The 25,965-nt window shown below is 62.3% G+C and carries 29 protein-coding genes; 14 read left to right on the forward strand and 15 right to left on the reverse strand.

Annotated elements, in window-relative coordinates; genetic code table 11:
- The first annotated feature begins 157 nt into the window (after positions 1-157).
- Positions 158-2,782 carry an ATP-binding protein gene (locus tag APY03_RS03125; protein WP_068673781.1) on the forward strand — a complete coding sequence of 875 codons (2,625 nt, stop codon included), beginning with the start codon at positions 158-160 and terminating at the stop codon, positions 2,780-2,782.
- A gap of 156 nt (positions 2,783-2,938) precedes the next feature.
- Positions 2,939-4,117, forward strand: a complete 1,179-nt coding sequence (locus APY03_RS03130) for a hypothetical protein (protein WP_162577695.1) — start codon at positions 2,939-2,941, stop codon at positions 4,115-4,117.
- Positions 4,118-4,202: 85 nt separating this feature from the next.
- Here the strand turns inward: APY03_RS03130 and APY03_RS03135 are convergent, their stop codons facing one another.
- From APY03_RS03135 to APY03_RS03145, 3 genes are all read right to left on the reverse strand, one after another.
- On the reverse strand, positions 4,203-5,072 hold the full coding sequence (locus APY03_RS03135) for a mechanosensitive ion channel family protein (RefSeq protein ID WP_068673785.1): 870 nt from the start codon (positions 5,070-5,072) through the stop codon (positions 4,203-4,205).
- A 132-nt stretch (positions 5,073-5,204) separates the two neighbouring features.
- A complete protein-coding gene (locus APY03_RS03140; RefSeq protein WP_068673787.1) occupies positions 5,205-5,450 on the reverse strand; it encodes a hypothetical protein in 246 nt (81 codons plus the stop codon).
- Complete coding sequence (locus tag APY03_RS03145; protein WP_068673789.1) at positions 5,447-6,082, reverse strand: hypothetical protein; 636 nt, start codon at positions 6,080-6,082, stop codon at positions 5,447-5,449. Before APY03_RS03145 ends, APY03_RS03140 begins: the two co-directional genes overlap by 4 nt.
- 298 nt (positions 6,083-6,380) lie before the next feature.
- On the opposite strand from APY03_RS03145, the gene APY03_RS03150 reads away from it, so the two are divergent.
- The 3 genes from APY03_RS03150 to APY03_RS03160 all read left to right on the forward strand — a co-directional run bounded on the left by APY03_RS03150 (position 6,381) and on the right by APY03_RS03160 (position 10,085).
- Complete coding sequence (locus tag APY03_RS03150) at positions 6,381-8,810, forward strand: DNA polymerase (protein ID WP_083944133.1); 2,430 nt, start codon at positions 6,381-6,383, stop codon at positions 8,808-8,810.
- 118 nt (positions 8,811-8,928) lie between these two features.
- On the forward strand, positions 8,929-9,342 hold the full coding sequence (locus APY03_RS03155; protein ID WP_068673793.1) for a hypothetical protein: 414 nt from the start codon (positions 8,929-8,931) through the stop codon (positions 9,340-9,342).
- A gap of 422 nt (positions 9,343-9,764) precedes the next feature.
- On the forward strand, positions 9,765-10,085 hold the full coding sequence (locus tag APY03_RS03160; protein WP_068673795.1) for a hypothetical protein: 321 nt from the start codon (positions 9,765-9,767) through the stop codon (positions 10,083-10,085).
- Positions 10,086-10,117: 32 nt separating this feature from the next.
- Here APY03_RS03160 and APY03_RS03165 read toward each other — a convergent pair whose 3' ends face one another.
- Genes APY03_RS03165 through APY03_RS03175 form a run of 3 tightly spaced genes read right to left on the reverse strand, consistent with a single transcriptional unit; the run spans position 10,118 to position 11,019 of the window.
- Positions 10,118-10,546, reverse strand: coding sequence for a hypothetical protein (locus APY03_RS03165; protein WP_068673797.1), 429 nt, complete (start codon positions 10,544-10,546; stop codon positions 10,118-10,120).
- 6 nt (positions 10,547-10,552) lie between these two features.
- Positions 10,553-10,783 (reverse strand): hypothetical protein, encoded by a 231-nt coding sequence (locus APY03_RS43190; RefSeq protein ID WP_068673799.1) that lies wholly within the window; start codon positions 10,781-10,783, stop codon positions 10,553-10,555.
- Entirely contained in the window at positions 10,780-11,019 is a 240-nt protein-coding gene (locus tag APY03_RS03175; RefSeq protein ID WP_068673801.1) for a hypothetical protein, read from the reverse strand. Before APY03_RS03175 ends, APY03_RS43190 begins: the two co-directional genes overlap by 4 nt.
- A gap of 242 nt (positions 11,020-11,261) precedes the next feature.
- Between APY03_RS03175 and APY03_RS03180 the strand changes: the two genes are divergently transcribed.
- Positions 11,262-11,987, forward strand: a complete 726-nt coding sequence (locus tag APY03_RS03180) for a hypothetical protein (protein WP_146039465.1) — start codon at positions 11,262-11,264, stop codon at positions 11,985-11,987.
- A 106-nt stretch (positions 11,988-12,093) separates the two neighbouring features.
- Here the strand turns inward: APY03_RS03180 and APY03_RS03185 are convergent, their stop codons facing one another.
- From APY03_RS03185 to APY03_RS03200, 4 genes are all read right to left on the reverse strand, one after another.
- Entirely contained in the window at positions 12,094-12,936 is an 843-nt protein-coding gene (locus tag APY03_RS03185; protein WP_068673805.1) for an exonuclease domain-containing protein, read from the reverse strand.
- 85 nt (positions 12,937-13,021) lie between these two features.
- On the reverse strand, positions 13,022-13,762 hold the full coding sequence (locus APY03_RS03190) for a hypothetical protein (RefSeq protein WP_102905887.1): 741 nt from the start codon (positions 13,760-13,762) through the stop codon (positions 13,022-13,024).
- A gap of 86 nt (positions 13,763-13,848) precedes the next feature.
- Positions 13,849-14,241, reverse strand: coding sequence for an FAD-dependent oxidoreductase (locus APY03_RS03195; RefSeq protein ID WP_162571090.1), 393 nt, complete (start codon positions 14,239-14,241; stop codon positions 13,849-13,851).
- A gap of 68 nt (positions 14,242-14,309) precedes the next feature.
- The gene (locus APY03_RS03200; RefSeq protein WP_068673811.1) at positions 14,310-14,630 is read right to left on the reverse strand and encodes a hypothetical protein; all 321 of its coding nucleotides are present in this window, start codon (positions 14,628-14,630) and stop codon (positions 14,310-14,312) included.
- Between the two features lie 122 nt (positions 14,631-14,752).
- Here APY03_RS03200 and APY03_RS03205 point away from each other — a divergent pair, with 122 nt between their 5' ends.
- Entirely contained in the window at positions 14,753-15,160 is a 408-nt protein-coding gene (locus tag APY03_RS03205) for a hypothetical protein (RefSeq protein ID WP_068673813.1), read from the forward strand.
- Here APY03_RS03205 and APY03_RS03210 read toward each other — a convergent pair.
- Positions 15,147-15,368, reverse strand: coding sequence for a hypothetical protein (locus tag APY03_RS03210; RefSeq protein ID WP_146039464.1), 222 nt, complete (start codon positions 15,366-15,368; stop codon positions 15,147-15,149). The two genes, APY03_RS03205 and APY03_RS03210, sit on opposite strands and share 14 nt — an antisense overlap.
- 187 nt (positions 15,369-15,555) lie before the next feature.
- Between APY03_RS03210 and APY03_RS03215 the strand changes: the two genes are divergently transcribed.
- From APY03_RS03215 to APY03_RS03245, 7 genes are all read left to right on the forward strand, one after another.
- Positions 15,556-15,942 (forward strand): hypothetical protein, encoded by a 387-nt coding sequence (locus tag APY03_RS03215; RefSeq protein ID WP_068673817.1) that lies wholly within the window; start codon positions 15,556-15,558, stop codon positions 15,940-15,942.
- A gap of 55 nt (positions 15,943-15,997) precedes the next feature.
- A complete protein-coding gene (gene ssb / locus APY03_RS03220; protein ID WP_068673819.1) occupies positions 15,998-16,351 on the forward strand; it encodes a single-stranded DNA-binding protein in 354 nt (117 codons plus the stop codon).
- Between the two features lie 113 nt (positions 16,352-16,464).
- Entirely contained in the window at positions 16,465-16,836 is a 372-nt protein-coding gene (locus APY03_RS03225) for a hypothetical protein (protein WP_068673821.1), read from the forward strand.
- A 92-nt stretch (positions 16,837-16,928) separates the two neighbouring features.
- A complete protein-coding gene (locus APY03_RS03230; RefSeq protein WP_083944134.1) occupies positions 16,929-17,882 on the forward strand; it encodes a queuosine salvage family protein in 954 nt (317 codons plus the stop codon).
- A gap of 165 nt (positions 17,883-18,047) precedes the next feature.
- Positions 18,048-19,721, forward strand: coding sequence for an ATP-binding protein (locus APY03_RS03235; protein WP_068673825.1), 1,674 nt, complete (start codon positions 18,048-18,050; stop codon positions 19,719-19,721).
- Between the two features lie 111 nt (positions 19,722-19,832).
- Positions 19,833-20,147 (forward strand): hypothetical protein, encoded by a 315-nt coding sequence (locus APY03_RS03240; protein ID WP_068673828.1) that lies wholly within the window; start codon positions 19,833-19,835, stop codon positions 20,145-20,147.
- 110 nt (positions 20,148-20,257) lie between these two features.
- Positions 20,258-21,265, forward strand: coding sequence for a hypothetical protein (locus APY03_RS03245; RefSeq protein ID WP_068673829.1), 1,008 nt, complete (start codon positions 20,258-20,260; stop codon positions 21,263-21,265).
- A gap of 58 nt (positions 21,266-21,323) precedes the next feature.
- Here APY03_RS03245 and APY03_RS03250 read toward each other — a convergent pair whose 3' ends face one another.
- From APY03_RS03250 to APY03_RS03265, 4 genes are all read right to left on the reverse strand, one after another.
- Positions 21,324-22,340, reverse strand: a complete 1,017-nt coding sequence (locus tag APY03_RS03250; protein WP_146039463.1) for a glyoxalase superfamily protein — start codon at positions 22,338-22,340, stop codon at positions 21,324-21,326.
- A 219-nt stretch (positions 22,341-22,559) separates the two neighbouring features.
- Positions 22,560-23,858, reverse strand: coding sequence for a vWA domain-containing protein (locus APY03_RS03255; RefSeq protein ID WP_146039462.1), 1,299 nt, complete (start codon positions 23,856-23,858; stop codon positions 22,560-22,562).
- A gap of 22 nt (positions 23,859-23,880) precedes the next feature.
- Positions 23,881-24,807: a hypothetical protein gene (locus APY03_RS03260; protein ID WP_068673835.1), complete on the reverse strand. Its 927-nt coding sequence runs from the start codon at positions 24,805-24,807 to the stop codon at positions 23,881-23,883.
- A gap of 18 nt (positions 24,808-24,825) precedes the next feature.
- The gene (locus APY03_RS03265; protein ID WP_232081410.1) at positions 24,826-25,935 is read right to left on the reverse strand and encodes an ATP-binding protein; all 1,110 of its coding nucleotides are present in this window, start codon (positions 25,933-25,935) and stop codon (positions 24,826-24,828) included.
- Between the last annotated feature and the right edge of the window lie 30 nt (positions 25,936-25,965).

Consider the following 25,965-nt stretch of genomic DNA (forward strand, 5'->3'; position numbering starts at 1 on the left):
GCCTCGGGAGGGTCGCGTGCGACCCATCTCGCCGACTGCTCGATGTCGGCCTAGTCCCCTTCCCCTGATTTGATGCCAGCCGCTTTAGCTGGCCCTGCGAGCTCCCTATACGACTCACAGGAACATTTATCAACTCACTCAGGAAACGGGACCCCCAATGCAGGTTTCACAAAGCTCTTCGACTTCGGTCGTAGCAAAGCAAGGTGTCGGCCAGACCGCCACTTTCGGCATCGCCCAGAACGCCCACATGTTCAACGTGCTGTCCTCCGGGCTGTACGGGGACAAGATTGGCGCCGTGGAGCGCGAGGTCGGCTGCAACGCGATGGACGCCCACATCTTCGGGCGCATGCCCACCCGCCCCATCGAGGTCAAGCTTCCCACGAAGCTCGACCTTCAGTTCTACATCAAGGACTGGGGCCCGGGGCTCAGCGACGAGGAAGTCAAAGGCATCTACACCGTCTACGGTGTCTCGACCAAACAGCAATCGAACGACCAAACTGGTGGTTTCGGTCTCGGCTCGAAATCGCCTTTTGCGTACACGCTCTTCGACCCCGAGAACGAGGACGGCTTCACGGTCGTCGCGGTCAAGGAAGGCAAGAAGCGCGTCTACGTGTGCCACCTCGACGACAACGGCTCGCCGGCAGTGACGGACATGGGCGTCTTCGACGCCGACCCGGACTGGCAAAGCGGCGTGATGGTGACCTTCCCGGTCCAGGACCGGGACATCGCTGAATTCCACGCCAAGGCGCAGGAAATCTTCCAGTGGTTCACGGTACCCCCGCGCATCCTCGGGATGGAAAAGCCTCTCAAGAAGCCAGAGTTCCATTTCGAGGGCAGCTTCTTTAATATGGGCGCTCCTTTCGGAACCAGTGGCGAAACGTTCCACCGGGTGCCCGCGGTCGTCATGGCCAATGTGCGCTATCCCATCGAAAAGGCTCGGCTGCGCGACCTGACGCCGAACATGCAGGCGCTGCTGGACGGCGGCATCCATCTCTTTGTCGACAACGGCGAAGTTCTGATGGCCGTGTCGCGGGAAGCACTTCAATACACCGACAAGACTCGCAGCGCCATCATGGCGCGGCTGGACCAGGCGGTGAAGGAAGTCGCGGAGCGCGTACGCGCCGACGTGATGACCAAGGAGCCGACGAAGCTGGCCTGGTATCGCAAGGTCCATAGCTACGTGAGCACGCTTCCCTCGAGCATCCGCATGAATCTCATCAGCTTCCTCAAGGAGGCCGGCGTGGGCAAGGACGACATCGAGCACATCCGACAGGTCGCAAACGAGAGCGCGCTCACCTTCCCCAAGGTCGGCGACGGCATCATGGGCAAGCAGCAGCCCTACCAGAAGGATGCAGATGGCGACTGGATTCGCGACGTCGCCGGAAATCCGGTCGTCGACGCCACCTGGCAGAACAACAGCTGCCGCGTGTGGCTGTATCGCTCCACCGAAACCGGTATCCGCAAGAAGGAAGTCGTCAACGGCTATCAGGACTTCACCAAGGACAAGCCGGTTCTGACCACCGTGCCGGTGCTCTCGGACACCCGGGTTTACTACTCGGACAGCAAGTCCGCTGACGCGCGTATCCGCTACGCGCTGAGGCAGTCGGGCTCCCCGACCGATGCATTCTTCCTAGTCGTAGCTGGCCGGGGCGTGGACGCCGTTCACGCGAAGGCATTGGGTGAGCGGATTTGCGGTCCGGACGGAATCGAAGGCCTGCCGTGTGCAGGGACCTCGACGCTGCCGGTGTCTCCGAGTTACGCCTCGGACCTCGAACGACGCAGAATGCGCAAGTCGATGACGCTAGAGGAGCTGACCGCCGGCGAAGAGGTGACCTTCACCACTTTTGCCGCGGGTGGCACCTCGAAGACGACGCTGGGCGACATTGAGGAAGAAGCCGAGAAGTTCTACGTCATCCGACGCCGCGACCGGTTCATGAATCATGGCTCGACCGGCTGGGTTGGCCCGCGCGAGCGGGACTTCTGCAGCACGATGCGGACCATGCAACGGGTGCTCAAGCGCCTCGGCCACGAGGTTGCCGGCGCCGTGATGGTGGAAAGCGAGGCGACAGTGCGTCGGCTGAAACTGGTCGAACTGGGCTACCGCCCGCTGATGACCTGGACAGTCGGCAAGCTGAAATCGGGAAGCAACTGGAAGCGCTTGGTCGCAAGCATCGACCGCACGCCCAAGGCAGACCTGGCGCAGCCCTACATCGCGAAGCAGTACTCGCTGCTAGGCATCCTGGCAATGCATCTGCTGAAGCGTACCCCTGCATGGGAAGCGCTTGAGCCTCGGCTCGCCGGGCATCCCTTGCTGGAGGAGGTTGCAGCTTTTGCGTTCAAGGTGAACGGAGCGCTCGGGGACGACGACTTGGCAACGGAGCTCAAGTACCTGCAGTCACACATCGACGGCGCGTATCTCGACGTGACCGAGTGCAAGCGCAAGACGCCGTATGAGGTGAGTCAGTCAGTCGGCAAGAGCTACCCCCTGGCATCGAGCATCTTCGACGACGACGCCCTGCTGAAGGTCATGGCCGAATCGCCTGAAAAGGCGGCCACCATGCTCGTGACGGCGCTCGCGCTTGACCCCCTGCCCGGAGAAAGGGTGGAGTTGGAGGAAGCCGAAGAGCCAGAAGACGCTGTGCAGGAAGATGCAGACGAGCCGGACGTCGCCGAGGACTCATCGGACACCCAAGTCGATGTGACCGCCGAAGCTGCCAACAGCGACGGTGCTCCCGAGCCTGCCGCCGAAGTCACCGCCGAAGCCATGCTACTCGCAGCGTAGCCCTCGGCAAATTCTCATTCGAGAGCGCTCCATTCATTTGGAGCGCTCTTTTTTTTCGCGTATAGGCCTCCTCACTGCCGCACTCGCTATAGGTCTCAGTAGCGCGGTTGTTCTGCGCTCTGTAAGGCACCTTTTTTAATTACGGAGAAACACCCAATGCAAATGAGCATGATGCACCTGCCCGGCGGAATCCACATGGTCTTCGACGGTCGCCCCATCATGGTCGCGAAGAACAGCGACCACTATGAAGCGGTCCGAAAGGCCCTGGTCGAGAAACAGAAGCCCGAAGACATCCTTGAAATCCTGGACGGCGAGAAGCGTCGGCTCGAAGCCGCCGTGCTCCTCACGCCGAACGTCGAGGTCAAGGGCGGCCAAGTCCTGTACAAGGGTGAACCGGTGGCCGGCGTCATCGTCCAACGCATGCTCGACATGCTGGAAGAGGGCTTCGACCTCACGCCGTCTGCCAATTTCCTGGAAAACCTGATGCTCAACCCGTCGCTGCGCGTGGTCGAACACCTGTACGAATTCCTCGAGGTGGGCAAGCTTGCGCTGACCGAAGACGGTTGCTTCGTCGCCTACAAGGCAATCACCGAGGACTGGCTCGACATCTACACCCGCAGCATCGACAACAGCATCGGGCAGACGCCCACCATGCTGCGCAACAAGGTCGACGAGAATCCGGACCGCACCTGCAGCCGGGGTCTCCACGTGTGCTCGTACGACTACCTGCCGCACTTCGCGAACGCCAACGGCCGCATCGTGGAATGCAAGGTGAATCCGGCCGACGTGGTGGCCATCCCCCGCGACTACAACAACACGAAGATGCGCGTGTGCAGGTACGAGGTGACTCGCGACTTGACCGACGCGTACAAGGCCGACAACAACATTCTCACCGCGGCGACGGTGGCGGCAGACATGCCGTTCATCGTCGAGGTCGACTATGGCTCCGGCTGGCGCGAGCACGAGGCCTTCGACCGCTTGTCGGACGCTGCGGCCGAGTTCGAGGACGTGGTGGAGAACGGTGACGTGAATTCCGTGCGCCTGCGGAACCGCGTGAGCGATGTGACCATCGACGAGCGCAATGGCATCGACCGCGGCGACCGCGAACTGGACAACGACGCCCACCAGGACGACCTGGAAGGCTTCACGGTGCACGGCGTGCAGCACGACGGTGTCACGGTTCAACTGGAAGACGACCATGGCGGCGGCACCAGCGAGGAAGGCGTGTTCGACAGCGTGCAGGATGCAGTCGCGTTCGCGCTCGATGACGAGACCGGCTACGCAGAGATTCGCATTCTGGACCGTCTTGGCAACACGGTGAAGACGCTCAGCTAAGCGCTCACCATCATTCAGGGCCCCGCATCCTCGCGGGGCCCTTTTTCTTGGCCGGCTCTGCGTCCCTGCGCGCAGGCGTGTCGCCTCAGTCCTGCGAGGCTGTGGGCACCGAGCCCAGCTCTTTCCAAAAGAGGCGCGTCACCGCCTGCTGTGCATTGACGCGCTCGGAGGCCGGCGAGGCGAAGCGAATGACCAGCCAGTGCTGCTTGATGTCGTGAGACTCCCAGAGCACCCGCACCCGCGATGAGGGCAGGTCGACAAAATCGGTCTTCTCGATGCGGCGGAAGTGCTCGTCGGCCGTTCCGAGCCAAGGTGCGCACACCGCATCGCCGGCGCGGACCGCTGCGGACTCGTAGGCGTCGATGTCTGCACTGTACGGCACCGCAAGGCGCAGGAGGTTGATGACAAAGCCCCCGGTGGCCGACTGGTTGCGCACTGAGGTGGACAGGAGGAAGCTGTTGGGAAACAAGACGGTGCGCCCTGTGAGCTGGTACGCCGAGGAGGTCTCGGCAAGGGTCGTACAGAGCATGTCGACATCGGTCACCCGCCCGGCCACCCCTGCGACCTCGACGAAGTCCCCTACCCGGTATGGCCGGGAGACCGTGAACAGCAGATAGCCGGTCGCGCACATGATGAGCTCCTTCGCCGACAGAACCAGCGCGCCAGCAAAGGCAGCCAGCGAAAGCGCAACTCCGGCGATTTTGGTGGCCCAGATGGTCCCGATGGCAAGACTGGCGGCGAGGAACAGCACGTTCTTGATGGCAACGACGCGGTGCCGCAACCCGTCCTGGCTGCCCTCTCGTCGCGTCGACATCCCCACGTAGCGCAGGTTGAGCCGGTGGGCCGCGACCGCAGCCAAGATGACAAGGACGGTCGCAGCAACACGGCCGATTTCTCCGGTGAAGAACAGGTGGATGTCAGTGGCGTACTGCTGCAGGGTCGGGAAAATGGACATGGGCGGGTTTAAGCGGCTTCGCGGCGGAGGGTGAGCCCTGTCTAGCGCAACCGTTTAGGCGTCGCGCCAAGAGAAGACCCTGCACGCTTGTTGGCATGCAGGGTCTGAATGGAATGCTGGCGACCGGGGCCGTCAGAAATCGAGGCTGAGATTCCGGCGTTTCATGGCTTGCTCCTGACGCAGGAGCAAGCGACGTTCGCCTTCTTGGATGAGGAGCTTGGCTTGCCGCAGACCGCAGAGGTCCAGCGAGACCTCGTTGCCGTCAATGCCTAGGGTGAGTGTGAAGTTTGACGCATCCGGTTCGAAGTTTCCGACGGGCTCGCCGGCGTACAGAACCTTGCCGTCACGCTCCAGCTGTCCGACTACGTCTGGCTTCATGCGATTCGCTTGAAAACCTTCGGGCCCGCAGCGCGGTCCGTGAAGTCGTTCACGACGACCACAGCGATGTCGTCCCGGACGCTGAGCTTCCTGGCCGTGCTGAGCGCCGTTGCCTTGTCGAGCCAGCTTTCGCTGTGGCGCTCTTCACCACTCGCGGACTGACCTACGACCTCCCACCCGCCGCGCGGGTTGCGTGAGGTGAGCATGGTGTTGCCGGTCAGCGTGTTGATGATGCGGCCAGCGCCGTACTCGCGGCCGCTCTTCTCCACCTGGTCCACAAGCGTGTCGCGGGCCTCTTGGTAGCCGGGATGCTCAAGGACGAGGTCGCCTGGACGGTCGATGCCTCTGAGCTCCCCGCGATATAGGTGAAGCGTGTACCCGTCGCGGCGTGCACCAATCACGCTCTCCGGTGTCGGAATCTGCGCGAAAGTACGCTCGCCTGTTTCGGGCAGGCGCTCCAGGCCCACATTGCGTGCCTGGTCCGTGCTCAGCGACACGACCGTGGCTTTTCGCGCGGCGGCGTCGCCGAGCCGGTCGAACGCATCGGCAAGCGCGTCGACCTGATTGGTGACGCCATCGACGTAAACCTCGACTTGAACGATGGCAGGGATTTCAAAAGTTGCTTTGTACATATCGAGAACTGGTTTCTTCTAGTTGACCTAACGAGCTCGTATAGGCACGACTAGTTGACGGCAAACGCATGCCCGGGCGAAGCGATATCAGGTCTCCAGGTAAACCGCGTGAGGTCCGGTGAGCACGAGATTGAGGTCGGTCTCGGGGGATAGCCATGCCCTTTAGCCCGGGGTGCGGCCATGAAGCTGCGCGATTTAAGGTCTCAGCAAAGCACGGTAGGCGCTGTTCGCTATAGGCGGGTGAGGCCACCAGCGAGGGTGGCGAAACCAAACCTCGTGCTTTTAAGGAACCACTTTCATGAACAAACAAATGGGCTTCGACCTCGACTACGTCGACCCGGTCACCCACGTAGCAGTGCCATGGGCAAAAGCTGAAAAGCTGCTCCTGGCGCGCATCACGGCGGCGCCGTGGAAAATCATCGACGTTGAAACAACGGGCCTCAACCCGGCGAGCAAGGAACAGAAGTTCTCCGGCAAGCAGTATCAACGCGGCGTCGACTCGGAGCTTCGGCTGCGGGTGATGTCGGTTCTCTACCCGACGCCTTGCGGCTTTCCAGTCACCTCAAAGTTCCTTGTCGAATCCTTCGACCTGGACCAGCTCACCGAAGCTGAGAAGGTGGACGTGTGCTCTGCATGCTTCACAAACGTCGTCATCGCGCACAACGCGGGCTTCGACGCCTACTGGACCCGCACCTACGCGACAACCGAGCCGTCGCTGCTCCTGGATTCGATGCTCATCGCACGGGTCCTCTACCCCGAGCAGCCCGTTGTCATGGCGCGCATGTGCCAGGATGAGGACGAAGACCCCACGTTGCAGGCCGAAGCCGTGTCCATGTTCATGGGCGGCAAGTCGGGCTGGTCGCTAGCCGACCTGGCGGTCAGCCGGCTGCGCAAGGTGCTTCCGAAGGAGATGCAAGGCCCGAAGAACTGGTGCGAGCCGTTCCTGACCCAGAAGGCGTACGACTACGCAACGGACGACGTGAAGGTGCTCCTGGAGCTCCTGATGTCGTTCTTCGAAATCGACGACCCGGCGGAACTGCTGGAGCGCTATTTCGAGTTGCGCGAGGAGCACGCTCCCCTGCGCATCATCGAGCCCCAGGTCTGGGACATCGTGCGGATGCGCGAGACGGGCATGCCGTGGAACCTGGAGGAATCCGAAGGCTACGTTGCGGCCCAGTGGGAAAAGGTGCGCGAGCACGCTGCGAAGATGGCGGAACTCGAGCCTGCGCTCAAGGACTATCTGCCTGCGCTGAGCGACCCGACCACCGGGGTCAACGCGAAGCTGAAAGAGGCTATCGGGACGGCGTTCACGAGCCGCGGCATTGAGCTGGAGATGACCGAGAAGACCGGCGCCTTCAAGATTGGCGAAAAGGACCTGCGGCGCGTTCGCGCGGCCATCACGCCCGAAGCCAAGGCCCTGTTCGACACCTGGACCGCACTCAACCGTGCCAAGAAGGCCGGCGGCATGGCCAAGGAAGTCTCCTCGTACGCGGGGCGGTCGCACGATGGGCGGCTGCATCCAAACACGGGGCACGGCCCCGTGACAGGGCGCCTGTCTTCGTCGGAGCCGAACTGCCAGCAGTTTCCGCGGGACCAGAAGTTCCGAAATTGCGTTCGTGCTCGGCCTGGCCACAAGATTGTCTCCGCCGACTATTCGGCACTGGACATGCGGGTGGGCGCGGCGCTCGCGATTCGCGCTCAGAGGCAAATCGTCGAGACCTACATGGGCGACCATGTGGTGCAGAACGATGTGTTCCTGTGCATCAGCCGGGTGCTTGAGGGCCGGGTGACCTACGAAGACGCGCGAGCGCTCGAGCTGAAGGCCGTCAAGGACTTCGAGGAGTGGAAGCTGGGTCGCGAAGCGGCCATGGAAGCAGGCAAAGATGCGAGCAAGGCGTTCTGGGACAAGTACCGCAAGCTGCAGCGTACGCAGCTGCTTTCGGGCTTCCAGCGCTGCTTGGCCGAAGTGCGGATGCGCGCGGACGCCGCCGGCACCGCCGATTGGGGCTCCCTGCGCGACGCGTTCGAAATTGAAGGCATGGACATCCACACGTGGACCGCGCTGGACATGACAGGCCGCAACCCCAAGGCTCTCTTCGGAGGCCTGAAGGGCGAAGATGTGGCCAAGGAGCTGAAGAAGTGGAAGGCTGAGCTGGGCGACGTCCGTCAAACCGGCAAGGTCGGCAACCTCTCCCTCCTGTACGCGATGCAAGCACGCGGCCTGATGGACGCTGCTGCCAAGAACTACAACATCCACTGGACGTTGGAAGAGGCCACGGAAGTTCGCGCGCAATGGCTTGCGGCATACGTCGAAATCGACCTCTGGCACAAGTGGACCGAGCTGAACCCGCAGGAAACGGTGATGATTCCGGACAAGGACCGTGGCGGCCGCTTCGGCAAGAAGGCTGTCTACGCCTCCTACACGCTGGGCAACCGGCTCATCTATGCGTTCGGCTTGAACGCGGCACTGAGCTACGAAGACCAGTCGACCGGCGCCGACATTCTGGGCAAGGTGATGGAGGAGTTTCGCAAGTACCCGAAGGTCTTCGACACCATCATCAACCAGGTCCACGACGAAGTGCTTTTCGAGGTGCCCGACGAGGTGCTGGACGAGTACAACGAAATCATCGGACGGGTCATGACCGATGCAGCTGAGCACTTCCTTCGTCCCTACGGGGTGAAGGCCGGCTGCGAACCCGAAGCTGGCGAGGTCTGGCTGAAGGGATAAGCCTAAAAGGCTTCATTTTCAAAGAGCGTCGATTCGTCGACGCTCTTTTTCTTCGCCCGCGACGAGCGGCTCCGGCTAAACCACCTCTCTACAAGGCGGACCCCTCCCCAACAGAATCATGGAAAAACTCATTCGTTATCTCGGCGCCCTGGATTGGCTTCTGGCGGCAGGTACCGTGGCCGTAGGCCTTTTTCTTCAAAACTGGGTACTAGTCGCCTTTGGCGTTGCTGGCTTGCTGATGGCCTATCTCCAGCCAGCAAAGCGCGTAAACGCCTACATCACCAGGCGCATGACCCGCAAGCGAGACCCCGCGGCCGCTTCGACCGCCCAGGTCCAGCAGGACGAAGCCTTCTATGAAGCGGTCCTGGGCGAGGTCACTGACGTCGCAGTCGCAACCCCGGGTCCCAAGCGCACGTTCGCCTCCCCGCCCGTGGCCTACGGCGCGACATACCTCAGCGCGAGCAAGCACAACCAGCTCAAGCGGCCGTACCTGACGCTCCTCAACACGAAACCGCTCAACACGTTCAATTGAGCGGCTACCTATACGCGCTGTCAACTTTCTAACCCCATTTGCCATGTCCGGACCATTCCACAATTCATCCCATCAGGGAGCCTCGCTGTGACACGCTGGCTTCGTCAAAACGCAGAGCTCATCACGGGAATCTGCGTTCTCCTAAGCGTCGTCCTGGGCGGCGCCCTCATCTACCTGCTCCATCTGAAGAGCTGACCAACCTTCTCTGAGGCTCCACAATGCCGCCCTCCGACACCGACCTCCAGGCCCCGTCTTCCGCACCGGCGCTCAGGGAGCCCGGTCCGGAGGGCACATTGCTTCCGGCACACGTGGCTTCTGCGGCCGTCGGGCCATCGCTCGCCCGCTTGGTGCGCAATGCTGCACCGAGCCTATGGGCCAAGGCACGCGCAGACCGACGGCTCGCACGCGAGCAGACTGAGCGGATGCTTGACCTCCTTGTTTGGGTCTTGGAGAAAAACGGCGCACGCGTCACTCGCACCGCCAAACAGGAGTACTTTCACGAGGGACGGGTCATTGAGGGCCGCCTGGACTTGTTCGCCGAGCGGGGCGTCGAGAGACTGGCACTCGAGCTGGCCTTCCGCCCGGGCCGTACTACCTGTCTGAAGCTTCTCGCCGCGCGCCGCGCGGGCGCCGTTTCCCTGCTGCTCGCAGGCTTTGCTCGAACGCCGGAGGAAGCTCGCCAGGCAGTCGACCGGCTCCTGGGCCGGCCCACGGACGGGTGGTTCGCCCTCGCCTGCCTTTGAGCCGTTCGGGCCTTGCAGGCACCGCGGCTTTTTTAAGGCGCGATGCGCTCAGCCTTTAGAGCCCAACCCGACATCCTCAGGTGCGTGACCAGAAGAGTCTCGCCGGGGGCGGCGTCGATGGGCTTCTCAACGAAGTAGAAGCCGCCCGGGTCGCACTGCAGCCGGCTCCACCGGCTATCAGGGGCCTGCGCAACCTTGCACTGCGTCTCCACAAGCGCCAGCGAGCTTCTCGCTTCGACCAAGACCGTATCCACAGCAAGTCCAAAACTGAGAAAGCACAGCATCAACCCTACAACACCGCAGATGTGCTGGAGCTCGGATTTGACAACGTCCTTCCACTGAAGGGGGAGTATGGCGGGCAGTGCAAAGGGCAGGACGCCCACCCCGATGATGAACGCCCAGCGCCAGCCCCAGGCTGGCAACAGCACGTCCACCGCAAGCGAACGGAGCTCGGCGTCCATGGCGCCTCAGCCGGCCGGAGCGCGCTCGCGGGCCGGGCGCTCCCACTGGTAGAAGATGACGCAGCCCTTCGCGTTCTGAACCGGCGTCGACCCAGCCAGTTGCCAGCCCCCGCCCTTGGGCGGCTTGGGCGAAATCCTTGACATGTCCTCAGCCACGCGAGCGTGGTCCGGAAAGTCGGAAGGCACAACCGCGTACGTCACGCGGTATTCGAAATCGGGCTTTGCTAAATCGGTCATTGGGGGGAAGTGAGGGAAATCGACCCGCTCGAGCGGGCCTGCAACTGCGCCTCGAGCTGCGCGATGCGTTCGCGCTGCTGCGCGTACAGCAAGCGAAGCGCGAGTACCTCCAGGTGCAACGACTCGGCCTGCAAGTGGGCGTCCGCAACCGGCACTAGCGGCTGCCCGCTCTTGCTGGAATACGTGATGTGCCAAACATGCTGTGCTGGCCGGTCGGTTGCATACGAACGGGTCATGGCCTATTTAGCGTCCGGTTTTAGCCGCGTGGACGTCAAGCTTGGCCAGCCTGCCTGTTGCGCCTTCCCTCGAAGGTCGATGCGGAGTCCGAGCTCTCGTACCTAAACGCGTTCCGCCCGCGGGCCCTTAAACGCCGCAGACGTTCGGGCCGCTCGCTATACGGCCCAGGAACATTTAACTATTTGAACGTTGAGTCAACATGAAAACATATTTTTTCGTACTCGGCGCTCCGGACCACGAAATGCAGGAAATTGCCCGCATCTGTGAAGAGCGCGGGCTCGCCTTCGGTTTTGCAACCGTCGGCGGGAACATCGTCCACTCGCACGAAGCCTATCAAGCAAATGGTGTCACCGCTCTCATTCCCGTGGGCGCACACCAGGTGTTTGTGGAGTGCGCCGTCATGGGGCTGAGGCCCGACGACATCATCGACCATCACCACCAGGGCGACCCCGGATACGGGATGCCGCCGGAGCAGTACTTCGAGGGTTCGTCGCTTGGCCAGTTCTTGCGCTTCATCGGCGTGAACCCCACCCAGCAACAGCTGGTCATCGCTGCGGCGGACCACTGCCTGACTTCGGCCTACCAAGGTCGATGCCCGGGCGTAACCCCTGAGGAGCTGGCCGCCTGGCGCATCGCGAGTCGCTGCCGGGCCAGGGGCCTGACCGAGGTTGAACTGCATCGCCAGATTGACCATGCGTCGAAGCTTCTGGAGGCAGCTCCACGCATCTCGCTGGCCGGCGAGCAGGTCGCGTTCATCGAGGAGCCGCCCACGGAAGTGAGCGAGGCATCCGCTCGTCTCGGCATGCCCTACATCTACGTGAGGCGCCAGGATGCGAAGCAGCTCAAGGCCGGCATCAGGAGCGCGCCTGCGCACCTGGTGCAGGCATGGATGGACAACTGTGGATTGGCTCGGCTCTACGGCGACCCCCAACGCGGTTTCGCCGGTGGCTACCTACCCCGCCACTGACTACATCAACATTCGAGGCCCCTGACATTCGTGTCAGGGGCCTTTTCTATTGTGACCTTCCGCATCGGGCAAAAGCAAAACCAGCCGCAAGGGCTGGTTTCGGGAATCACACGTAGCGGATGTACATGCTACTCGACGGCGTTTGGTACTGCTTGAGGTCCACCCCTTCGAGGTGGTTGGCCTGCACCTTCTTCCAGTCGGTCTTGGTGCTGGGGGTGTATGTGACCTCAAAGAGCTCGGTCGCAAAGTCCTTGCCGGCGGTCAGCTTCTTGACAGGCTCGGTATAGCGGTCGTACTCCTTTTCCAGGACCTTCTTGAGGTCGGCCAGCAACAGCGCGCGCTTGGCCATGCCCTCAATGGAATCAGGCACCGCATCTCCGAGGGGAAACGGCAGCACGGCATTGAGGCGCGCGACAAGCTGGTTGGCGTCTGCCAGAAGGGGTGGATACACGGCTGCGAGCATTTCGCAGTCGACGAAGGCCCCGTGGAGCACGCGCTTGGTGCGGTCGATGCCGTAGCGGTCGCACAGCGCGTCCAGGGTGTGAACCTTGGCCGTCGTGTGCCGCCGCGACATCGCCAGCGTGTCAGTCGTGCGCTCGACGATTTTATCCATCTTGCCTCCGCGGACCAAGCGCAGTTCCTCGTCGAGGAAGCGCAGGTCGAAGGGCGCGTTGTGGATGACCACGTGTTGTCCGGCGATGAACTCCTTGAAGTCCTTCACGACCTCCTTGAAGACAGGTTCACTCTTCAGGTCGGACCAGGTCTTGCCGTGCACCCGGGAGACCTCGAGGGGAATTTCCCGTTCGGGGTTGATGAACCGGTGAAAGGTGTTGCCGGTGGGCAGGCCGGTCTCGGGGTCGAAGTCGAGCGCTGCGATTTCGATGAGCCGGTCTGCGCCGGCGTCCAGGCCCGTGGTCTCGGTGTCGAGAGCGATTGTGCGAATTTGCATTGTGCAGGTGTCCTAGTGGTGGAATACCCTGCGTGTAGCTACAACGGCGCAGCGCCGCCGGGCCGGGCGGCCCGCGGATATAGGCCTACGGCTTGTCGACGCCCCGGCACGAGAGCGTCATGCCCTTGTCGTCCATCTCAGCGCGGCACCCCGGCGCCCACGGATGCGTGCCCGCCATGAAGCTCTCCAGCTCCGCGGCGTACGCGCGAAATTCAGTGTCCTTAGCGCCCTCGCACTGCTGGGTGCGTTTCAGGCTCGCGGTCTGGCTGACCTGGGTCAGCAGCGCCGCAGCGAGCGCCCTCGCGTGCGCGGGTTCGCCGATGTCAGCGCGACTCCCGAGCACTGCGATGGCGAATGGAAGGTCGCTTTCCGCCATCATTAGGAGCACCGCCTCCGGTGCCTGGATGCAGTTCAAGGCTTCTTCTCGCAAGTTCGCAAAGTCCTCCAGCTTGAGGCCAAGGGACGCCACTGCTTTACGTTGCTCTAACGTCGCGCCGTCACCCAGCAAGGCGCTGAACGCGCCCGCTCGGAACTCCGGGTCGGGGACCAGGAGTTCAGGGAGCTTCTCCGCAACGCTCTGGCGGGCTTCCTTGTCCGTGGCCACCGCCCACCCGCCCTTGCAACCAACGCTCGCCCAGCGGTCCGGCGTCACCTTGCCCTCGCTCACGAGCAGGGAGCCATACCGCGAAACTTCAGCTGGCGTGGCCTTGTCGGCAATGCACTGAGCGACGATGTCAAGGTCCGGTTTCCCGGTGCACCCCATCAAGGCGCTGAGAAACACGCCAAACACGGGCAGTAGGAGGAAGCGGGCGAAACGACGATTCATGGCGTGTTGTGGGTTCGAAGACGCAACCTGTAGCTGGCGCGTTTAGCCAAAAGAAAGTCGCCCAATGGGGCGACTTGGAAGGAAGGTCAGAACGAATCCGCGTGCAACTCGACCAGCTGGTCGAGGGCAAGCGCTCGGCCTTGAGCGTCGTGGAGGACCCAGCCTGCGCCGGTCTGCACTGCGCGAACCCAAACTTGGCGGTCGTCCTCGAGTACGGCGACAACCTGGTCGAGGGGGCTCATGTGCAGGTCCTCTAGCGCACATTCCTGCTCGCCGAGGCCGGTGCGCACCACCACGGGGTAGTCGTGGCCTGGGTACAGCGAGAGCTCCGCGTCGTTGTAGCGCAGCACAAGGGCCAACTCGTCGGTGTCTTTCAGCACGACGAAGCGTCCCGGCGTCAGTTGACGGCTGCGGGCCGCTTCGATGGCGCCTTGCAGCTGGATGAAGTTGGTACGCATTCCTGCCGCAAGCTGGCTCATGCGGTCGAGAAAAGGGGTCTGAAGTTGAAGATTGATAGCGGGCCTCTCTGGATGTCAGCAAAAAACACTCACGCGCGCCGCTTGGGTGCTCGTGCCGTGTATAGCCATGCAGCCAGGAATGGGACCTCGACCAGCACCAGCAGGAAGCCGAAGAAGAGCGGTCCGATGCTCAGTTGTGCCTGTACGGATTCCGCCGGCAGACCGCCTGCCCAGTGCGACCGGATGGAACTCGAAAGCCACAGGGACGTGAAGGCAAAGCTGATGGCAGGAGCAACGGTGTACCAGGCGCGCTTGAGGGACGCCGCCTTGAAGAGGCGCAGGATGGCCTGCGCGTACAGCAGGCACGGCAGGAGAAACGAAAGGACCGAGGCGAGTGTAGCTTGAGTCATGGCGAATAGGCGGAGCCTCGGATGCGTGCGGCGCACGCGACGGCCGAGGCCTCACCTATAGCCCATGGATTTAGATTTCCGGCTGCGTGTTCTAGACGGGAGCAGGAACCCACTTTTCATCCATGACAACCACCACGACCCCTCGTCCCTTCAGCCGCAGCCAGGCGCTCGCCGTCCTTGAGATGCAAGGCGCTCAGTCGGCCCACCTCGTCGACGCGGTTTTGCTCGGGCTGGCCGAACTCAACGAGCAGTCGGCAAGGGATGGCAGCGCCCAGGCACAGCTGCGCGTGCTCTTCAGCCAGGTCGACCCCACTCGGGTTCAGTTTGCGCTGTTCGCCGGCGAGCAACGGGTGCAGCTCTGCGCGTACGAGTACGACCCTGAGATGATGGGTGGCCCGGAGCTCGCCTGCACCGACGTCGACGGCCAGCTCTCTGGGCCCTGTGCCCTCACGAGGCGCCTGCATCCCTTGATGGACATGGCCCTCGCGCGGATGGAGAGCCAGGTCTGGGCGCGAGTTACGGGCGGATGAGCCCCGGCAGCGGGCCGAGCGCGCTGCGGTAGAAGCTGCGAACGGAGCGGGAGATGAAAGGCAGGACGAACATCACCGCGCTGACCGCGAGGCAGGCGCGCTCCATGGTCATGCCATCGGTGACGAGCATAGCTTGGGCGGAGATTTGCAAGGCGAAGAGCTTCGCCAGAGAGATTGCTTGGGACTTGGACATGGGTTTGATTTTCAAGGCGGTTTCCTCGCCAACTTAGCTACAGGGGAACGGGAGCGGAATGAATCACTTTAAGCCGCTTTCATCAATCTAAAGCGCAGCCATTGTAGCACACCTAAAATGCATCCCGTAAGCATTGTTTTAGGTCGAGGGCTAAACTCGTCTTTCTACAAGTCGCATCACAGCTCCGCGGGCATGAGCCGCAATGCGAAGGTTCTTCCCCCTCTACAGTGTCTACCGACAGGCAAGCAGCCAGACAAGGTTCCGTCCTTCTCTGGGCTCTTTCCTCGTCGTCCTCGACCCGCCGGTCCTGGATGCTCTCGCGCGTCAGCTCGAGGCGCTGCACTGCGTAGGGCTTCCAACAGCTCAAGTCGAGGACCTCCTGCAACTCGTTGCGGCGCTTGCCGAGGATGACGGGCTCCCCATTGAGGACGCCGCGGCGCTCCTGCCGCCCTTCGCCGCTGCCGTCGATGTCGCTCGGTTCTCAGGGCCTGATGACGTCGCGCTCAACGTCGCAACCCTGACCCTCAAACGCTTGGGCCTCTCTACACAACTTCAAGCCTCGGGCGCGCTGAGCGCGCACCTGCACTGACCCCTTTCCCACCCCCTCCTCCCACAACTCACTCTCACTTCGAACTGAACCTTCCATGTCCATCAACAAAGTCATCATCGTCGGCAACCTTGGCAACGACCCGGAAATGAACATCCTGCCTTCCGGCGAGGCCGTCGCGAACTTCAGTGTCGCCACGAGCGAACGCTGGACCGACAAGGAGTCGGGCGAGCGCAAGGAACAGACGGAGTGGCACCGTGTGACCGTGTACGGCAAGCTGGCCGACGTGGTGGCCCAATACGTCACCAAGGGGCGCCAGGTCTACATCGAGGGCAAGCTGCGCACGCGCAAGTACACCGACAAGGATGGCGTGGAGAAGTACACGACCGAAATCGTCGGCCGCGAGCTCCAGCTGCTGGGCAAGCGCGACGAGGCCGCATCCGGCGCCTGATAGCCTCCCTCCCCCCCAAGCTCAAAGGACCGGACCACCGGTCCTTTGTCATTGGGGAGAACGCGTTTTCTCTTGGATTTTGTGATGTGAAACCCGCGTGCTAGATTCAGCCGATGGCTGCGCGTACCTCGTCACCCTCCAAGGAATTCTGGAACACCTTTCGGCATCTGGTCCTCGTGGCCGCGGATGGCCGCGTGTGGTTGACACGAGCAGGCCAGTACGCCCTGGCCGCGCCGCTCGAAACGGCGCTCGGGGCGCCCTACGTCGCTCTGCCTTGGCAAGACTTTGCGGCGTTTGCCATCAAAGCCCTTCCGTACGCCGACCTCCGTGCCCCCGACCTCACACACCTGCGGCAGCAGCCTCCTGGCAGCCCCGAGCGCCTGTTGATGGCTGAGCTTCTTGGTCAGCCGCATTTGGCGCACGCCCCCTGCGGCGCAGCACCTGTGGTCAACTTCCTGAAGTGGCGCGCGCGCCGCGCAGCCTAGCGCACGTATACCGTACGGCGAGGTATCGCCGCCATAGCGATAAGAGGGCTCCCTACACCTTTGAGGCAACACACCTCAAAGGAAACCAGGGAATGCACCCTCACCCACTTCGAAACCCCGTTCTCGTCGTCGCTGAAGCCGATTACACCCCGCACATGGTGCGCGTCGCATCGGAGGCGATTACCGCCCTCGAACGACCCTCTGACCTCGGCGCCATGGGCTCGTCCCTCGGTGCCAGCCCGCTGGCTGCGCATCCGCACATGTTCGTTCCGTATTTCATCGTCATGAACACGATGAACTTCCAGTTCTGGGACGTCGATGCGGAGGGCCAGTTCATCCGCTATGCCCACAATGGCAAGGTCGGCGCCCTTGCAATGCAGGAAGGATTCCACGCCGCCTGGCTCGAGGCCCTCGGCGGCCTAGGCGGTCACGGCTCCATCCACGAGCAGTGCACCGAAGTGGCCAGCCAACTGCGTTCCCGCATCGCGCACGAAGGCGTCGGCTTCATCTTCGGAGACATCCCGGCCGCTCAAGCCCGCGCCCGCATCCTTCACGAGGTGCTGGAGCCCTCGAAGCTCACCACCGCGGCTGAATTCATTGCACGGCGCGTGCTCTGGAACGGCGAACTTGCCTGGGCGGACGCGCAGGTTCTCGCGTACATGTTCCCGCTTGCGTACGGCGACCGCTACCTGAAGAAGGCCCAGCTCACCCTCATGTTTGCCGCCAGCGAGTGGAACGCACGCATGGGGGGCCAGGAGGTGCGACTCGACGTGACCGCCGCGGCCGACTACCAGCTGCCGAAAGTCCTGCGCGCGCTGGGACTGCTCGACTACTCGCCGGCGTGGGCGGCGGCCATCGACCGACAGGAACTCATCGAGGCAGGCAGCCAGGAGGAACTGGCTATCCGTGCGGCAACCATCCTGGCTGTCAATGAACTTGCCGAACACTTCAGGTGCTCTGTGGAGGCGGTGGACTTCTGGCTATGGGCCAACCGAAACCAGGCACGCGACGCGAAATTCCACCTGACTCGGACCACCAACTACTAGGCCCCACCTCCTCGCTTCTCGCCCGGCTGTCACCACAGCCGGGCTTTTTTATGCCGGCGCCCCTGCCTAAACGGGACGGCGCCAGACCACCTGCTGGCGGTTCCTAGACGACGGACAAGGAAATATCACAACCGGAAGCTCGTCTTCCCACAACTCAAGGACACCATGAGCACTGTTATCGAGAGTCGCAAGCTGACCCTTCATCCGCTGGCCATCCACACCTTCATCAAGGCGCAAGCCGGCTCGATGGGCAAGGCATTGTCCGAGTCCGTGATGAACTCGGTCGACGCCGGCGCCACACGGGTCGACATCAACGTCTCGAGCACCGAGTACACCATCGTCGATGACGGCTCGGGCTTTCTGTCGCGCGAAGAAATTTATGCCTGGTTTGAAACCCTGGGCTTTCCGCATGACGAAGGTAACCACCGCATATACGGAAAATTCGGCCTCGGGAGAGCTCAGCAATGGGCCTACGCAAGCAACGTCTGGCACTCCAACGAGTTCCTCATGCACGTCGATGTCCAGACCAAAGGTCTCGACTACGTGCTGCAGGAGACTGAAGCTCGCCAAGGTACCTCCATCTTCGGGAAGTTCTACAAGGCCTTGAGCGACGCGGAGCTGCTGCAGCTGGAAGCCGAGCTCGAGCGCCTCGTGCGCTACGTGCCTGGCGCTGTCTATCTGAACGCGAAGCTCATCACGAAGGACCCTGCCACCGAGGCCTGGGACCTGGAGACCAACGAGGCTTACTACCGATTTGACCCGAAGGGCTACAGCCTGGATGTCTACAACGGCGGCGTGCTGGTGAACCACTTCGGCCGCTACCGGTTCTCCTGTGCCGGCGAGGTCGTGACCAAGCCGGACTTCACGCTCAGCCTGAACGTTGCTCGCAACGACATCATGTCGAGCTGCCCTGTTTGGCCCCGCATCGCCAAGCACTTCCCCGCAACCGTGGCGAAGGAGAAGGACAAGCCTAAGGTCCGAAAGGACACCGAGGAAGAGCTGAAGGAAGTCGCCAATGCCGTGAAGGCCGGCACCAAACCGCTCTTCTCCGCGCTGGAAAACCACCCTCAGCTGGTGACGTCCGTACTCGGCCGCGGCATCAAGTACTTCGACCTCGTGTCGGACTGGCGCGCACCGGTCGTTCTGTTCGCCCCGAAGGGGGACGAGCTGGGCAAGCGGATTGTCAAGCTGCGCAAGGGTACGGCCGTCTCCCTGGACACCCTCAAGCTTTGGGGCTTTACGGAGCCGAGCCAGCTGAAGGCAGTCTTCGCCGAAAGCTTGAAAGTGCAGGACCCTTCGCGCCTTGCGCGATTCGAGAATAACGTGTGGACCGCCGACGGACGGGCAACCTTCCCTTCGCTGGTGAGCAACCGCATTGTCCTGGCCCATTCGGAGCTGGAGCCTGCCGAGAAGGCAGCGCAAACAGCCTTCAAGACGTCGACCATCTACCTCGCCAAGGACCTTGCCTCGCTCGTCGAATCCCGCGGACTGGCGCTGTCGAAGGGGGCCCTGCACCTCGAGTTCGGCGATGCGCCCGACCACCTCGCGTGGCTCGGAGACGATGGCAGCCTCGTGCTGCGTCGAAAGGAAGCCACCAAGGCGGCCGAAGGCGGCCTGGCCAAGGTCATCAGCTATCTGATGCAGGCCTTGCGCGATGCACTCGCAGAGCCGCTCGGAGAGCGCGTGGACGAGATTTTGCTTGCGCTGGTGACGCAGACGTCGGCGGTCGGCGAATTTGCTGAAACCGCCGCGGCCAGGTACGTCTACGAGTGCAAGAAGAAAGACCTGCCGCTTCCGCAGCGCAAGCTCGCGGACCTGGCGAAGCTCGGCATCGAGTAATGTCATTCCAACCCGACCTCTTTGAGGTCGGGTTTTTCTTGCTAGATTCAGCTTTCTCGGGCCGCCGCCTGCCGTTGCTATACCGCGCATAGACCATTTTTTGGAGTATCCATGTCCCGCAACAAGCAGCAATCGGTTCCCCTGTCGAAGCGCCTCATCACTTTCGGGTGCGCGTTGGCTTTTGGTTCACTCATCGTCGACGCTCCCTGGCCGATTTACGCGATTTTTGGCTACAACATCTCGTTGAACCTCATCTTGTGCTTCGCCTTCTCTTTCGTCGCGTTCCTCGGATTCGTCCTTGGGCTCGTCGAAACCACTGCCGCTCACGCCGGTCGTCGTCGCGTAGCATCCGCTGCCGCCGTCGAGCCTGAAGCAGAAGCCGTAACATCCAGTCCCGTGGGTGAAGCGGTCATGCCGAAGGCCTAATTACATGGACCAGTCCATCGCTTGAGCTTTCTTCATGATTCAAAAGGCGCCCCCCGGCGCCTTTTTCTTTTGATGAGAGAAAATGGACGCACTCCAGCAAAGGCCCGCGCGTGTCACCTACAGCCCTGAATTACTCCACCACCGCCATCGAGGAACTCGAAGCGCGCGTGCCAGGCTTGCGAGGTAACGGCTTCACCACCACCGCAGCGGTCCATGAGCAACTTGGCCAACTCCTGCGCGAAGCCGTGAAATTCAACCTGCCCGAACATGGCGAGCTCGTTGCGCTGGAAAACTCCACGGACAGCTTCTCGGAATTCATCCGGCTTCCGTTCGATGCCGTCGCGCTCGAGGCGCCCTTCCCCCAGGATAAGGAGGTATACGCCGGCGGAGGTGCGTTCCAGGAAACTGCATCCTCCAGGAGAATCGCTGCTTGCTGGTCCAGCAGCCTGGCCGAACGGTATCCGGCCTTGTGCCCCACAGGCATGAGCCGACCCGGCTTTTTTGTTGCGTCCGTGTACTACCACGACGATGCGAAGCGCTGGCTCGTAGCACCCCTGGCTTCGTTCATCCCACTGAACCCGGGCATCTGGCGAGGTGCAGAGGAGCCACTGCCAGGCTCGGACCAGTTGGAGCGCGAGTTTCTCTTGAGCCAGGGGCGCCTCAAACCAACGACGGCAACGTACGAGTGCCAGACCGTCAACCTGTGCCCGGAGATGGTCGCCCTCATGGCCCAAGAGACTGGTTCAATGGAGCAGGCCATCGCGCGTCTATCCATCGATGTGCGTGACGAGGCGAGCACGGCGCTGGGGTTCTGCCTGACGGTCAACGCCAGCAACGTGGGCCGTGTGCGGATGCCCGCGCCTGACAAGCTGAACAAGAAGCGCATCAAAAACGGCCGACCACCCTTCTACGAGAGCTGGGTCTTGGACCTCATGAAAGCGCCTGCTGGGCCCGCCCGGGCCGGCGGCTACGAAATTGACGGCCAGCGCAATCCGCCCCGGCAACATCTGCGACGCGGCCATATCCGTCGCCTGGCGCCAGACCGGATTACCTTCGTTCGTCCGACGACCATCGGCGCCGGCTTACGCGGCGTTGTGGACAAGGTGTATCGCCTGTAGCTGCGCGTGGCCAGCGCCAAGAAAAAGCCGCCATCCGAAGATGGCGGCTCGAATGACGTCAGGCGGGAGTTGACCCGGCGACGGTGTAATGCGTACCTTGCGCGAAGACCTGCTCGTCGTTTGCAATGGCCAGCCAGGTGACTGGGGCCATCGGGTGACCTGCGAGATTGCCCGCAGGCAGTGCTTCATCGAGGATTTCGAGCTCGTTCTCGTCGAATAATGCGCCACGAAGCTCGTACTCGAAATACCGCGTGAGCGCCGAAGCGTGATACACGCTGCGAAGCTCCTCGTTGGTCAGCTTGACCCAGCCATGCACATGCACGCAGTCCAGGATGTACCGAGCCACGGTCTCCAGGGCTTCGACCGGCTCTACGACATGCTCAAGGCCGTAGGCTTTGAGCGTCACCGGCTTTCTTTCCTTGATGTCGCCTTCGCCCGGAGACATCTCGTCGATGAGCTCTGTGCTGGTTCCGTCGACTTGCACGTTCAGGTAGAGAAACGCTGCGGCCACGTCTTCTGGCACCTTGGTATCCTGTCTCAGGACACCCTTCGCAACGTCGAGCATGGCTCGGACCGCCGCTCCGTGCTTTCCGATTTCGTCGTCCCCGCACCAGCCGGTGTCGGCAATCTTTCCGGTGACCCGGTCGATGACAGACGCGATGGTGACGCTGCAGAAGTCCGCATTGCGGTCAACTTGACAGCAGACCGCGGCCTCTAGCGCGTCAGCACCCCCGAAGTCGTCCGAGTAGCGCTGATTGTTGTCTTCATAGAGGGCGTGCACGGTGTATCGCGGCTGCCCAGGCTTCCAGGCATTCGGGTCCTCCTCGGCGCGCGTGGCGGCCGGCCGATTCAGCGAGGCGAGCAGCGTACGATAGTTCTTCGCGCCGAGGGCGGTCGAAAGCGCCTCGAGAGCGATGGTGTTCTTGACCTTCACGCCCTTGGACGCAAAGAATTCGGTCATGCGGCGTGCCGACTCCTTGAAGAGGTCGACATTCGATTGTTCTTGAACTTCCATGAGATTTCTCCGTTTGGCAGTTGGCCTGTTGCTTTCAAGATGTTCGCGTTGTCCCGACATGCCAACCGCTAGGTTGAGTTGTCATGGGTGTTGAGATAGGTGTCCTTTGAGCCGAAGCTCGGGAGACGCTTCGTTTGCCGTGCCTTTTGCGAGGTGCGAACGGGAGGTGAAGCAACCCCAGCACAAGGCTGTTGCTCTGTGTCTAGCGACCTATACCGGAACCCGCACCCCAAGAAAAATCCCGGACCGCGTGAGCGTCCGGGATTGGAAAAGATGTTTTCAGTCGACGTCGAGTTCAACCATTTCGCCGAATGGCGGTAGCTTTCCTCGGTTGCTTCCTTCTGGGACTGCCCAGAGAACCGGGTAGTCGGGTGCCTCGCAGGGAAAGGTTCCCAGCAAATCGGTCAGGTAGACCATGCAGCAGCACTCGATGTCCTCGTCCTCGACGTAGCTGAACGCGGGCTCGAAGTGCGTACCGCCGCCACCATAGGTGGTCTGGTCCAGCTCCTCTGCGACGTCGTCCACCATGTCCTGTACCTTGCGGATATGCGTGTCGATGTCAAGAACCACAACCCGTTCTGGCTTGAGCCGCTCGACGATGTCGAGAATCTCCCCGTTGAACAGGCGCCGGTAGTCGTTCTTCACCGAGCCACTGGTGTCCCGCGCGACGACCAACGTCTTCATGCTTGCCCCGCGCAGGCCTGGGAGAATGAACCCCAGGTGCAGGTAGCGGCGATTGACGACGGCCATCGTGTAGTCCGGGGCGTGCATCGACGTTTCGACGAAGTTTTGCAGCACCGACTTCCAGTCGACCCTGCTTTTCAGCGCCTCACCGACTAGTGACATCACGTTGCCAGGCAGGTCCCCCTGCATGTGCGTCGCCGCTTCCACGGCAAGTTGCCATTCAGTCTCCAGGCTCTTGGTCCCTTGGCCGTTCTCGGCCTCCGTGGGGGCCTGGCGGACTTCACCCAGCATCTGCGGCGGTGCGGGCGCGGCCTGCGGTTGCCCGCCCTCGCCATCCTCCTCGCCATCCTCGTCGCCGGTCTCTGGCTCGCCCGACCCGCTTCCGTTGTCCGGTGACCGGGGCTCGGGGCCTTCCTGACCCTCGGGTGAGGGGGTGGGGTCGCTGCCTCCGTCCCCGCCATCCGCGTCCCCGCCGCCACCTTCCGGTGTGGGGGGCGCGGGCGGCGGAGCCGGCGGCCGAGCTTCGAGAAGCTTCGAGTAGATGAACTCCGCGGAGAATCCGAGGTGCTCCTTGCCTGTTGCCATGCCTTGCGGCAGTCGGAAACCCGATTTCAGGACCATCGGATGGATGGCCTCGTCGCACGCCTCGTTCCAGAGAACTGTCTCTCGACTGTCTTGCCTCCAGGGATGGCCCGCTACGATGTGCAGGACGGTAGCCGAAATCAAGCCCTTGAGCTCAACGTCGACCAGGGTATCGATATACCGGGGGTTGAATCCCAGCGTCACCGAATCCGTCCACATGCCCGCACACGTCGGGTCCTCGGCGAGTTTCAGGCGCAGCGCCAGAAACCCGAAGAACGGCTGGTCGGCCAGCATGTCGGAGCGGGCCTTCATGACCCGCTTGACGTGTGCCGACTTAGGCTGCACGCTTGAGCTCCATCACCGTCGCGTTGACCGCAGGTGCGGCCATTGGCGCCGGCGGGGCACGCTTCTGGCCCATGAACGCCTGCATGACACTGAACACCGTCTTGGCTTCGTCCGCGACGCGCTTGCGCGCGCTGGGGTCGTTTTTCACCATCGCGGCGCTGACGTTGGTCAACGAGCCCTTCAGGCGGTTTGCCAGCATGTCCAGCTTTTCGTCGTTCGTCACGTTGAGCCGAGGCAGAAGGTCCGCGAGGTCGCGCACCGCTGCAATCGTCTCTTCGCGCACGTAGGCGTCCCCGTCCATCAGCTTCGCCGACAGGCGCTCGAGGCGCTCGTGCAGGTCTTCCCACATCCGGCGGTTGGCCCGTTTGAACGTGTCGCGCATGTCGGCTTCCAGCTTGGCGCAAAGGTCTTGCGCCTCCTTGTCGGCCAGGCCCAGATGCAGCATCCCTTCAGACGCCGGCATCGTCATCACCTTCATGTCGAAGTCGTACTTGTACTTGAGCGACTGCTTGTCAGGGTAGTCGCTCTCGCTGTACAGCTGGCCGAGCACCTTGCGCGCTTCTTCGCGGATACCGTCGTACTGGTCGATGAGACCGAGCACGGCGACTTCAAACTGATGCTTGAAGCCGCGCATCGCCTTCATGTAGGACTCGTAGTTTGCCGTCGGCAAGATACGCGGGCCGTCATGCATCCACGCCAGGGTGTTTTCGTAGTGGAACGTCCGCGCCGCCCGTTGGGCCGCGTAGAGCGTGTCCAGCACCTGGCACTTCGGCAGAAGGCTCTTCCAGAATCGTCCGAGGCGGCGGTCCGTCACCTGGTGGGCGTCGGTGACCTGCTCCGAAATCTTCTTATCTTGGCGGTTGGCTTGCCACACGCTGATGTTCAGCGAAACGAGCACTGCATTCTTGATTTCCATGATTGATTCCTTGTTCGTTTACAGCAATGCGCCCACCTCACCAGCCAGCAGCCGTGAGTAGGCTGCGGTTTGGGTGATTCCGGGGGTCAGAACGATGCTCTTGCGGACCATGAAGGCCGCGGCTTCGCCGTAGGCTTGTTGGACCATGCGTCCTGCATAGGTGCTCAGCGCACCGAAGTTGGTCTTCGTCGCTGCCGATGCGAGCCCCGATGCCAGGACCCACAAAGTGGAGACCTCATCAGGGATGCGCGCGGTGTCCGGATACAGCAGGACGTCGTCCAGGCTCGGCAGGTCCTTCGCCACTTCCAGGAAGTTGACGAATTCGGTTGCCGCTTCCTTGCCCACAGAGCCGCTTAGCTCTTCCAGTACGCCGGCCTTGTCCTCCTTGAGGTCATCGGCAGCGCCAGCCTTGAGCAGCTTTGCCAGGTTGTGCCAGGTACGTGGCGACGGGCTGTTCACCAGCTCGGTCGTCGGGTTGGGCTTGTGAAAGAGGTCGCCCCCGCGAAACTGCAGGAAAGCGACGAGCTCCGGAGGAAGTCCCTTTGCGAGCGCCCAGTCAATCCACATATCCAGGTCAGGCTCGACCTCCAGGATGGTCACGAAGCGGCTCTTGACGGGCTCCAGCAGTCCAGAGACGCCGGCGCGGTCCTGCTTGCGATTCGTGGCGGCAACGAAGGTGACACAGTTCGGGAGAGCGTGCTCGTCGATGCGCCGCGCCAGCAGCAGCTGCATGAAGGCGGCTTGCACCGCCGGGGCAGCCTGGCCAAGGTCGTCCAGGAACCAGAGCGTCGGCTTCGTGGCGCTGAGCGCCTGAGCCATCACACCGTACGGCAGAAACCGCGCTGCGTCGCCCTTCTTGTTCGGGTAGGGCAAGCCCTTCGCGTCCGTCGGGTCGGAGACCACCGGGTGCGAAACGAGCAGTTCCCGCTCAGTTTGTCTTGCGACTTCGTGCACGACGTCCGTCTTGCCGACGCCAGGGGCGCCAACAAGCAGAACCGCCAGACCCGCATTGATATTGCGCACCAGGCTTTGACGAACTCTGTTGATTTTCATTGGTTTGTCCTCTTGAGTGAAAGTTGTCCTGCTTGGTCTAGCGAACGGCCCGCACGCGGCTATCGGTGCATCCACGATGCCCCGAAAGAGGAAACGTTTTAGACT

Origin of the sequence: Variovorax sp. WDL1, from assembly GCF_001541225.1 — a bacterium.
Lineage (GTDB): Bacteria > Pseudomonadota > Gammaproteobacteria > Burkholderiales > Burkholderiaceae_C > Variovorax.

Excerpts from the sequence above, each read along its gene's own strand:
- APY03_RS03235 (WP_068673825.1), top strand. The coding sequence starts at position 18,048 with ATGAGCACTGTTATCGAGAGTCGCAAGCTGACCCTTCATCCGCTGGCC.
- APY03_RS03180 (WP_146039465.1), top strand. The coding sequence starts at position 11,262 with ATGCAGGAAATTGCCCGCATCTGTGAAGAGCGCGGGCTCGCCTTCGGT.
- APY03_RS03230 (WP_083944134.1), top strand. The coding sequence starts at position 16,929 with ATGCACCCTCACCCACTTCGAAACCCCGTTCTCGTCGTCGCTGAAGCC.
- APY03_RS03240 (WP_068673828.1), top strand. The coding sequence starts at position 19,833 with ATGTCCCGCAACAAGCAGCAATCGGTTCCCCTGTCGAAGCGCCTCATC.
- APY03_RS43190 (WP_068673799.1), bottom strand. The coding sequence starts at position 10,783 with ATGACCGATTTAGCAAAGCCCGATTTCGAATACCGCGTGACGTACGCG.
- APY03_RS03260 (WP_068673835.1), bottom strand. The coding sequence starts at position 24,807 with ATGGAAATCAAGAATGCAGTGCTCGTTTCGCTGAACATCAGCGTGTGG.
- APY03_RS03150 (WP_083944133.1), top strand. The coding sequence starts at position 6,381 with ATGAACAAACAAATGGGCTTCGACCTCGACTACGTCGACCCGGTCACC.
- APY03_RS03155 (WP_068673793.1), top strand. The coding sequence starts at position 8,929 with ATGGAAAAACTCATTCGTTATCTCGGCGCCCTGGATTGGCTTCTGGCG.
- ssb (WP_068673819.1), top strand. The coding sequence starts at position 15,998 with ATGTCCATCAACAAAGTCATCATCGTCGGCAACCTTGGCAACGACCCG.
- APY03_RS03225 (WP_068673821.1), top strand. The coding sequence starts at position 16,465 with ATGGCTGCGCGTACCTCGTCACCCTCCAAGGAATTCTGGAACACCTTT.
- APY03_RS03205 (WP_068673813.1), top strand. The coding sequence starts at position 14,753 with ATGACAACCACCACGACCCCTCGTCCCTTCAGCCGCAGCCAGGCGCTC.
- APY03_RS03175 (WP_068673801.1), bottom strand. The coding sequence starts at position 11,019 with ATGACCCGTTCGTATGCAACCGACCGGCCAGCACAGCATGTTTGGCAC.
- APY03_RS03250 (WP_146039463.1), bottom strand. The coding sequence starts at position 22,340 with ATGTCGGGACAACGCGAACATCTTGAAAGCAACAGGCCAACTGCCAAA.
- APY03_RS03200 (WP_068673811.1), bottom strand. The coding sequence starts at position 14,630 with ATGACTCAAGCTACACTCGCCTCGGTCCTTTCGTTTCTCCTGCCGTGC.
- APY03_RS03135 (WP_068673785.1), bottom strand. The coding sequence starts at position 5,072 with ATGTCCATTTTCCCGACCCTGCAGCAGTACGCCACTGACATCCACCTG.
- APY03_RS03165 (WP_068673797.1), bottom strand. The coding sequence starts at position 10,546 with ATGGACGCCGAGCTCCGTTCGCTTGCGGTGGACGTGCTGTTGCCAGCC.
- APY03_RS03215 (WP_068673817.1), top strand. The coding sequence starts at position 15,556 with ATGCGAAGGTTCTTCCCCCTCTACAGTGTCTACCGACAGGCAAGCAGC.
- APY03_RS03185 (WP_068673805.1), bottom strand. The coding sequence starts at position 12,936 with ATGCAAATTCGCACAATCGCTCTCGACACCGAGACCACGGGCCTGGAC.
- APY03_RS03140 (WP_068673787.1), bottom strand. The coding sequence starts at position 5,450 with ATGAAGCCAGACGTAGTCGGACAGCTGGAGCGTGACGGCAAGGTTCTG.
- APY03_RS03160 (WP_068673795.1), top strand. The coding sequence starts at position 9,765 with ATGCTTGACCTCCTTGTTTGGGTCTTGGAGAAAAACGGCGCACGCGTC.
- APY03_RS03145 (WP_068673789.1), bottom strand. The coding sequence starts at position 6,082 with ATGTACAAAGCAACTTTTGAAATCCCTGCCATCGTTCAAGTCGAGGTT.
- APY03_RS03125 (WP_068673781.1), top strand. The coding sequence starts at position 158 with ATGCAGGTTTCACAAAGCTCTTCGACTTCGGTCGTAGCAAAGCAAGGT.
- APY03_RS03255 (WP_146039462.1), bottom strand. The coding sequence starts at position 23,858 with ATGAAGGCCCGCTCCGACATGCTGGCCGACCAGCCGTTCTTCGGGTTT.
- APY03_RS03195 (WP_162571090.1), bottom strand. The coding sequence starts at position 14,241 with ATGAGCCAGCTTGCGGCAGGAATGCGTACCAACTTCATCCAGCTGCAA.
- APY03_RS03190 (WP_102905887.1), bottom strand. The coding sequence starts at position 13,762 with ATGAATCGTCGTTTCGCCCGCTTCCTCCTACTGCCCGTGTTTGGCGTG.
- APY03_RS03130 (WP_162577695.1), top strand. The coding sequence starts at position 2,939 with ATGCAAATGAGCATGATGCACCTGCCCGGCGGAATCCACATGGTCTTC.